This window comes from Ruegeria sp. N11, from assembly GCF_056531525.1.
On sequence record NZ_JBQFLX010000045.1, the window covers coordinates 1 to 8,384 of the forward strand.

6 protein-coding genes and 2 pseudogenes are annotated in these 8,384 nt (G+C 56.0%); all 8 read right to left on the minus strand.

All coding sequences use genetic code 11. From position 1 onward, the window contains the following. Positions 1-118 (minus strand): transposase (locus ACR0J8_RS23570; protein WP_480527838.1); only part of this gene is annotated, 118 nt, incomplete at its 3' end. Between the two features lie 407 nt (positions 119-525). Continuing rightward, complete coding sequence (locus ACR0J8_RS23575) at positions 526-2,214, minus strand: ABC transporter ATP-binding protein (protein ID WP_480527837.1); 1,689 nt, start codon at positions 2,212-2,214, stop codon at positions 526-528. Beyond that, positions 2,211-3,125 carry an ABC transporter permease gene (locus ACR0J8_RS23580; protein ID WP_480527835.1) on the minus strand — a complete coding sequence of 305 codons (915 nt, stop codon included), beginning with the start codon at positions 3,123-3,125 and terminating at the stop codon, positions 2,211-2,213. The genes ACR0J8_RS23575 and ACR0J8_RS23580 overlap by 4 nt, the downstream gene beginning before the upstream one ends. Beyond that, complete coding sequence (locus ACR0J8_RS23585) at positions 3,122-4,090, minus strand: ABC transporter permease (protein WP_480892687.1); 969 nt, start codon at positions 4,088-4,090, stop codon at positions 3,122-3,124. The genes ACR0J8_RS23580 and ACR0J8_RS23585 overlap by 4 nt, the downstream gene beginning before the upstream one ends. Further along, on the minus strand, positions 4,091-5,644 hold the full coding sequence (locus ACR0J8_RS23590) for an ABC transporter substrate-binding protein (protein WP_480527832.1): 1,554 nt from the start codon (positions 5,642-5,644) through the stop codon (positions 4,091-4,093). A 55-nt stretch (positions 5,645-5,699) separates the two neighbouring features. Further along, a complete protein-coding gene (locus ACR0J8_RS23595) occupies positions 5,700-7,274 on the minus strand; it encodes an ABC transporter substrate-binding protein (protein ID WP_170678506.1) in 1,575 nt (524 codons plus the stop codon). A gap of 340 nt (positions 7,275-7,614) precedes the next feature. Then, positions 7,615-8,094 (minus strand): annotated as a pseudogene (locus ACR0J8_RS23600) (integrase core domain-containing protein); the annotation flags it as partial. A 203-nt stretch (positions 8,095-8,297) separates the two neighbouring features. Beyond that, positions 8,298-8,384 (minus strand): annotated as a pseudogene (locus ACR0J8_RS23605) (IS5/IS1182 family transposase); the annotation flags it as partial.

Consider the following 8,384-nt stretch of genomic DNA (forward strand, 5'->3'; position numbering starts at 1 on the left):
CGACGGATGGCCGGCCGGTATGGCTATAGAAGTCGGTGAGATGGGTACGGATGCCACCAAGATCGACGAACCGATCAATCGAACGCAACAGTTGATCTTGAGGGGCTTGGTCCTCCAGCGCGAACTAATTAAACAGCGCCGCTTGGGCTTCCTGCCTTGGTCCCATCATGACTGATCCTCTCACTGCGTTAGCAGGATTGAATCCGCAACGTACAACTCTATAAAGACAGAGTTTTTCAACAAAATATGCCCAAAACTTCCGGATGCCTCGCGAGACACATATAGCGGCAAAGCACAGAAAACCGACATTGACCGCTGTCAATGCTGCCCTTGGTTGCCTTGCAGTGCTTAGTCTCTATACTGCATTCGCGGTTTCCTCGGCGCTCATTCGCTGCGACAGCACTATCAAGGCGTGCCAAAATTCGGTTCAAAAGGTTGAGCGTCAAAGCCCTTTGCTTCAGAAGTGGCCACGTTGGACGGATCTGAAGTGGCACAAAAAAACGAAGCAAGACCAGGTTAGTAAGTTTAGGCCAATTGCTTTAGCCGGGGCATCAAATCCAGGAGTTCCCTTGTGTACGGATGCTCGGGAGCTGTGAACAACGAGGCCGTCTCCTGAACCTCAAGCAGTTTTCCCTGACGCATCACGCCCACCCGGTCACACATCTGACGCACGACCGGAAGATCGTGGCTGATAAAGAGCATAGTCAAGCCGAGGTGATCCTGCAGGTCTTTGAGAATGTTCAGGATTTGTGCCTGAATGGACACATCCAGAGCGCTGGTCGGCTCATCACAGATCAGAAAACGTGGCTGAGTTGCAAGGGCGCGGGCAATACAAATGCGTTGCCGCTGCCCGCCGGAAAATTCATGTGGATACTTACGCCACGCGTCCTTGGCCAGCCCAACCCAGTCAAGCAATTCCCGCACCCGCGGTTCGATAGCGGACTTGGGCAGGATTTTGTGGTGATGGATTGGCTCGGCCACAAGGTCCCCGACCCTCATGCGTGGATTGAGGCTGGAGAAAGGATCCTGAAAGATCATTTGAATTTGGCGGCGATAGGCCTGCAGGGCGTCTGCTCCCATGGCCGTCACATCCTGACCGTCAAAGATCACGCGGCCACCGTCCACAGGATACAGCGTGCCGATCATCCGCGCGACGGTGGACTTGCCAGAGCCACTTTCACCAACAAGGCCAAATACCTCACCATCGCGAATGTCGAAACTGACCTGATCGACGGCGGTGAAGTAACGCCGCTGCGATGGCAGCAGGCCGCCCTTTTGCAGGAACGTTTTGGTGATGTTCTCGACTTCAAGCAGCTTACCGGATTTTGACAATTCGGTTTTGTCCCAATGCGCCGCCAGATCATCAATCTTGAAGGTTCTTGCCCGCTCGCCATAGCTGACCACCGGAAAGCGTTGTACCTTGGTGTGAGGTCGTGGCACCGCGGCAATAAGGGATTTGGTGTAATCATGCGTAGGCGCGCCAAGGATCTGATCGGTCGTGCCGCTTTCGACCACTTGGCCGGAATACATGACGGTCACCGTATCAGTGGTGTCGGCGATAACACCCATGTCGTGCGTCACGAGGATTACTCCAACCTGACGCTCCTTCGCCAGTTCCTTGATCAGGTCCAGTACTTGCGCCTGAACGGACACGTCCAAGGCCGTTGTGGGTTCGTCCGCGATCAGGACGCTGGGTTCGGAGCACAGGGCCAAGGCGATTACAACCCGCTGGCGCATCCCGCCGGAAAACTGGTGCGGATACTGATTGAACCGATCCGCCGGGTCGGGGATGGAGACGCGGTCCAGCAGTGCAATGGCACGCTTTTTGGCCGCTGTTGCAGACAGGCCCAGGTGCAGTTGGATCGTCTCCACCAGTTGCTGACCCACTGTGAATAGCGGATTGAGCGAGGTCAGCGGGTCCTGAAAGATCATACCGATCTCTTTGCCCCGGATCCTGCGCTTGTCCTCTGCATCCAGTTCGTCGATCCTGCGACCGTTTAGCCAGACCTCGCCCTCGGACACATGGGCCGGAGGGTCCAGCAGGCCGATCACGGCATTGCCGGTCATGGATTTACCAGCGCCGCTTTCGCCCACGACCCCCCGAATTTCACCAGGATGCAAATCATAGGTCACGTGCTCCACCGGCTTGAAAACGCCGTGGCGGGTCGGGATTTCCACTGTCAGGTTGCGGATCGAAAGAACGGGATCAGTCATTTCAGCCTCGGGTTCAGAACATCGCGCAGCCAGTCGCCCAGCAGGTTCACACTCAACGCCAGCGCCAGCAGGGTGCAGGCCGGAAAGAACAGGATCCACCACTCACCCGAGAACAGGAAACCCTGTCCGATACGGATCAGGGTACCCAGCGAGGGTTGCGTGGGCGGTGCACCAACACCAAGAAAGCTAAGCGTCGCCTCGGCAATGATCGCCAGAGCCAATGAAATTGTTGCGATCACCAATACCGGTGACAGCACATTGGGCAGGATGTGGCGCAGCATGATCGTCAGTGGGCTTTGCCCGATAATGCGCGCGGCGGCGACATAATCCTTGTTCTTCTCAACCAAAGTCGCGCCCCTGACGACACGGGCGAACTGCACCCAGTCAGACAGGCCGATGGCAAGGATCAGCACCCAGATCGCCATCTGGTCGCGATACTCAACAGGTGTGACGCCCTTTGCGATACCAAAGATCAGCATGGCCAGAAGGATCGACGGGAAGGTCAGCTGCACATCGGCCGTGCGCATGATGATCGTTTCGGTCCAGCCGCCGAAATAGCCGGACAGCAGGCCCAGAATGATCCCCAGAATCATGGCAAACAGAACCGCGGCCACCCCGACAAACAGCGAAATCCGCATCCCATACAGGATGGTCGAAAACACATCCCGCCCCTGATCGTCGGTGCCCATAAGGAAGCTTTCACCGGTAAAGGCATTCGGCTCCATCGGTGGGGTGAAGCCGTTCATCAGGTTCAGGCTGGACGGGTCAAACGGGTTCGTCGGCGCAATCAGCGGTGCCATGATCGTTGCGAGAATCAGAACCAACGCGACCGCGGCCGATACCATGGCCACAGGCGACCGGCGAAAGGCGTAGAATTGGTCGCTGTCCAGAATGCGTCTTACACGGCTCATGCGCTGACCCTCAGGCGCGGGTCGATGAATGCGTAGAGAATGTCGACCGCTAGGTTGATGGTGACAAAGATGACCGAGATCATCATCAGGTAAGCCGCCATGACAGGAATATCCACGAACTGGATTGCGTTGATGAACAGAAGGCCAAGGCCTGGCCACTGGAACACCGTCTCGGTGATGATGGCAAAGGCGATAATGGCCCCCAATTGCAGGCCGATGATGGTGATCACCGGGACCATCGTGTTTTTCAGTGCGTGGCGAAAGTTTATGGTCCGATCGCTCAGGCCACGGGCGCGGGCAAAGCGGATATAGTCCTGCCGAAGCACTTCCAACATTTCAGACCGCACCAATCGCATGATCAGAGTCATTTGGTATAAACCGAGCGTTATTGCGGGCAAAATCAATGCCTTAAGTCCACTCGTGGTCAGTAACCCGGTACTCCACCATCCCAGATCCACGACCTCTCCGCGTCCGAAACTGGGAAGCCAGCCAAGTTCGACCGAGAAGATATAAATGAGCAGGATGCCGATCAGGAAAGTGGGCAAGGACACCCCGATCAGGGAGGCCGACATGATGAAATTCGCCGCAAAGCCATCCCGCCTGATGGCGGTGAAAACGCCCAGGGCGATGCCAAGGACAATCGCGAACACCGCCGAGACGATCGCCAGTTCCAGAGTGGCTGGTGCGCGTTCAGACAAGATCTCGGCGACCGGGCGGCCCTGACGGAAGCTGACGCCAAAATTGCCCTGTACGGCCTCTTTCAGAAACTTCACATATTGCACCGGAAACGGCTGATCGAGGCCCAACTGGCTGCGCAGACGCTCCACATCTTCCATCGTCCGTTCCTGCCCCAGCATGTTGTCGATCGGGTCGCCGACAAAGCGGAACATGGAAAAGGCAACAAGGCCTACGACAAAAAGGACCAGCGCCGACTGGGCCACACGCCTGATAATGTATGACAGCATTTAGTTGACCGTGACCCAGCGCAGAAGGAAGAAGTTATCAGGCCGTTGCGTCAACTCGATGTTGCTGCGCGCGCCCCAAACCAGCGGTTGGACGTAGAGGGGCACATAGGCCACTTCGTCCTGCAAGATACTTGCGACCTCATCAAGCATCGCCTGACGCTTGGTTTCGTCAATTTCGGACTGGATCATTGGCAGCAACTCATCCACGCGGGCGTTGGAGTAACCGCCAAAGTTCCAAGAGCCCAGCTTCTTTTCCTCATTGGGGGTCGAGGCGAGAAAACGCACCGGATGTTCGGCGTCGAAAGTCCCGGGCGACCATCCCAGCAGATACATGTCGAAATTGTCAGCCCGCAGTTCGGGCCAGTAGTTCTGAACGGGCATTGCATCGAGCGTTACATTCAATCCAACCTGCGTCAGCATGGCCGTGATCGCCTGGCAGACGGACTCGTCATTCAGATAGCGATTGTTGGAACATTTGAAGCTAACTTCGGCACCTTCAGCGCCGGCCTCAGCCAGTAGCGCCTTCGCGCCTTCGGGGTCGAAGCCATACGGGTCCGCGTTTGCAACCGAGAACCCACGCATTGCTGGGCTGACAAGTTGACTTGCCACCTCGGCGTTGCCGCGCATGATGGTTTGCAAGATGGCCGGCACGTTGACGGCCTTGGCTACGGCCTCACGAACGCGGGGGTCACGGAACAGATCAGAACCGCCTTGCCCGGCTTCGCTTGCGCCCTCCTGCTGATCAAAGCCCAGCATGATAACGCGCGCTTCGATACCCTGAATGACCTTTACGTCCGGGTTGCCTTGCAACCGGGCGACGTCCTGAATGGGGACAGGATTGATAAAGTCCACATCACCCGACAGCAATGCCGCCAGCGCTGTTGCAGGATTCTGGATGGGCACCAGCTCAGCGCGGGTCAGGTTATGCTCTGCCTCACCCCACCAACCGTCAAACGGTTCCAGAACGGTGCGCAATGCCGGCTCTCGCGCAGTGACGCGGAATGCGCCGGTGCCGTTGGCGTTCAGTGTCGCATAGTTGCCAGCCTCTTTATCGGGCAATGCGGCGTCATTCGCCTCGGCCCACCCGCTATCAAGGATCATCCAGTTGGCGATGCTGTCTGGAAAGATCGGATTGGGCGCGGTCGTCATGACATCAATGGTGTAGTCGTCGACTTTCACCACCTCGCTGACCGGAGCGAACCAGCTACGGGTATCCGAATTTTCATCCGAGGCACGCTGGTACGAGAATATCACATCATCTGCGTTGAACTCAGACCCATCATGAAACGTCACGCCTTCCCGCAGATTGAACCGCCAGCCTGCGCCGTCACCAATTGTCTCCCAGCTGGTCGCCAGCGCCGGTTCGATGGACATATCTTTGCCCCGACGGACCAGCCCTTCGTAAACATTGTTCAGAAATCCCAAAACCGGGGCGGAATTGACTGCATGCGGGTCCAGCGTTTGCGGGTCGGTCGTGACAGCAAACGTGAACTCTTCGGCTGATACGGGTAACGCAAGCGCACACATCAGCGCGGCAGTGGTCAGACGTCTCATAATAGCTCCCACTTATGTGGCGGCGGGCCCCGCATCCCGAGGCCCGCCGCTCAGCTTAGTTCAGACCGAAGTGCTTCACCATGGGTTGATCCTCGGGATCGACCTCGATGGCCAGATTTTCAGCCATGCCCCAGTTCAGCACCTGATGGTGGATTGGGATGTACAGCTGCTCATCCTGCACTACACGCCAAATGTCGGCTATGTCCTGGTCGCGGGCAACAAGGTCTGTGTTTGAGGCAAGCGATTTGATCTTGGCGTCAAGCTCATCATCGTTAAAGCCAGTGCCGTTCCAGGTACCGATGTCACTTTCACGGCCATGAACCAGGAAGTTGAAGATGTATTCCGAGTCGTATGTCGGAACGCCCCAGCCCAACATGTAGAAGTCGGTCTTTCCATCGGTAATCAGCGGGAAATGTTGCGCCTTGGGTTTGGCATCCAGATTCACGGTAATGCCAATTTGACCAAGCATCCCGACGGCCGCCTGGCAGATACCTTCGTCGTTGATGTATCGATCATTGGGGCAGTCAAGACGGATTGAGAAGCCATCAGGATAGCCCGCTTCAGCCAAAAGCGCTTTTGCTGCTTCAACATCAGTACTGCTTTCGGCGTCCATATCAGCCGTCCAGCCGTTCACGAAGGGCGGTGCAATCATCCCGGCGGGTTGCGACTGACCGCGCATGACCACCTGCTTGATGGCATCGCGGTTGATCGCCTTGGACATCGCCTGACGTACGCGCACATCTGCAAGGGGGTTCTTGCCATCGACGTTGTCGGCTTCGATGTCATTTGCACCCTGGTTCATCCCGAAAAAGATCACCCGGTTCTGCGGCGCCTGTTTGACTACAAGGCCATCCGCAGCGTTGACCCGTTCCAAGTCCTGAACCGGCATATCCTGAAGGAAATTCACCTCACCGGACAGCATAGCCGCGACGCGCGTCGCGTTATTCTGGATGGGCGTGTAGATAATCTCGCTGATTGCCATTGGGAACTGATCGCGGCCCCAATAATCTTCGTTTCGCTGCATGACGGTTTTTACGTCAGGTTCGCGGCTGACCAGCTTGTAAGGACCAGTGCCGTTCACGTTAGTAGTCGCGAAGGTGATCTCTCCGCCTTCAAAATCCTGAACATCGACCGTGTTATTCGCCTCGGTCCAATCTTTGTCCATGATGAACAGGTCGGTCAGGTTTGCAGGCAGGATCGGGTTCGGACCGTCAGTCACGATCTCGACCGTATGGTCATCGACCGCGCGCACCTCGACGATAGAGTTGATCAGTTCTTTCATATCCGAGTTCGGCTGCTTGGCGCGGTTGATGCTGAACACCACGTCGTCCGCAGTAAAATCGGCCCCATCATGAAATTTCACACCCTGGCGCAGGTTGAACACCCAGACATTAGGATCACTCTCGCTGGGGTTCCAATCGGTCGCGAGCGCGGGTTCAAAGGCACCGGTCGTGTCACGGATAATCAGCGGTTCATACATCTGATGGCGAACGGTATGCGTGGGCCCTTCGTTTTGCGAATGCGGGTCCAGCGTCAGCGCATCCCCAGAGCGCGCCCATCGCAACGTTTCCGCCTGAGCCAGCGTTGTCGAAGTCATCAGCAGCGCGAGCGCCAGCATTGGTTTTTTCATTATTTTCTCCCTTTTTGCAGTCATTTAGCTGCATTGAATTCGCGATACGATGTCGCAAATTTCTGTTAAAGTCATAGTGGGCGATAGCATACCAACTGCGCATGCATGTCAATCGTTCAACGCAGTGTCGAATTTCCACACGTTAACGACCTGAGATTCTTCGAGGGCAGCCAACCCACTAAAAAATCATCCGATCAAGTAACCACTACTCAGTCGCGACCAAAATAACCTGAAAAAATCACGCCTCCTGAACCGGGAATTGAATCCAGATAGCGCTGCGAGAAGCCGCGTTTCTCAGAAACAAACTAAATGCCCGTTTTAAAGGCGTTTGCCACTATGTCTAAACTTTTGCGAGAGCTGGCGATACATACGAGGTTTTTTGGCCGTGTTTGCACTGTGCAGCGCTCATCTGACGGGTCCAACTTGAATGTTCGTGCATCATTGGTTTTGTTGCATCCATATGGTCGGTTCAGGCGCCGGCGGACGATAGCCCAAAGAACTGTGGAGACTCTTCACGTTGTAGTGCTTCCTCCATTGTTCGATCAGGATTTGTGCTTCGCGCAGGCTGTAGAAAATTTCGCCGTTGAGCGTCTCGTTCCAGAGCCGGCCGTTAAAGTTTTCACAGCATCCGTTTCCCCACGGGCTTCCAGATTCAATGCTAGTCGCTTGGGCGCCGGCGGCGGCGATCTACTCCAGAACCGCCCGCGTGATAAATTCTAGGTCATTGTTTTGAACGTATCAAACCGGGCGGGCCATAAAGGACGGACAGATCCGTCACGGCATCGACCACCTCGGTTGAGTTCAGCGTGCGCTTCACCCTTGAGTCGAGATTCCCAACCAAAAGATGACCGTTGTTGCGAGGGCAATGGCCGAGAGTCTCCTATTCTCGACGAAGTGTATGCCCGGTTGCCTACTCCGCCTTTTTCGCCTTAGGATAAAGATGCTGTTGCAAAGAGCGTCTACCAACATGTCTGGCAGCAAGCTGCAATGGGCGCGTTCGCTACTGCTGCCTAGGGTCGGGACTCATAACCAATAAATGACGGTTGCGGCGAGGGCGATGGCGGAGAGGAAGACCTTCGGGCATCTGTCGTATCTGGTCGCCACACGCCT

Bases quoted from the DNA above. Each gene is read 5' to 3' on its own strand.
- ACR0J8_RS23575 (WP_480527837.1), bottom strand. From the start codon at position 2,214: ATGACTGATCCCGTTCTTTCGATCCGCAACCTGACAGTGGAAATCCCG.
- ACR0J8_RS23580 (WP_480527835.1), bottom strand. From the start codon at position 3,125: ATGAGCCGTGTAAGACGCATTCTGGACAGCGACCAATTCTACGCCTTT.
- ACR0J8_RS23585 (WP_480892687.1), bottom strand. From the start codon at position 4,090: ATGCTGTCATACATTATCAGGCGTGTGGCCCAGTCGGCGCTGGTCCTT.
- ACR0J8_RS23590 (WP_480527832.1), bottom strand. From the start codon at position 5,644: ATGAGACGTCTGACCACTGCCGCGCTGATGTGTGCGCTTGCGTTACCC.
- ACR0J8_RS23595 (WP_170678506.1), bottom strand. From the start codon at position 7,274: ATGAAAAAACCAATGCTGGCGCTCGCGCTGCTGATGACTTCGACAACG.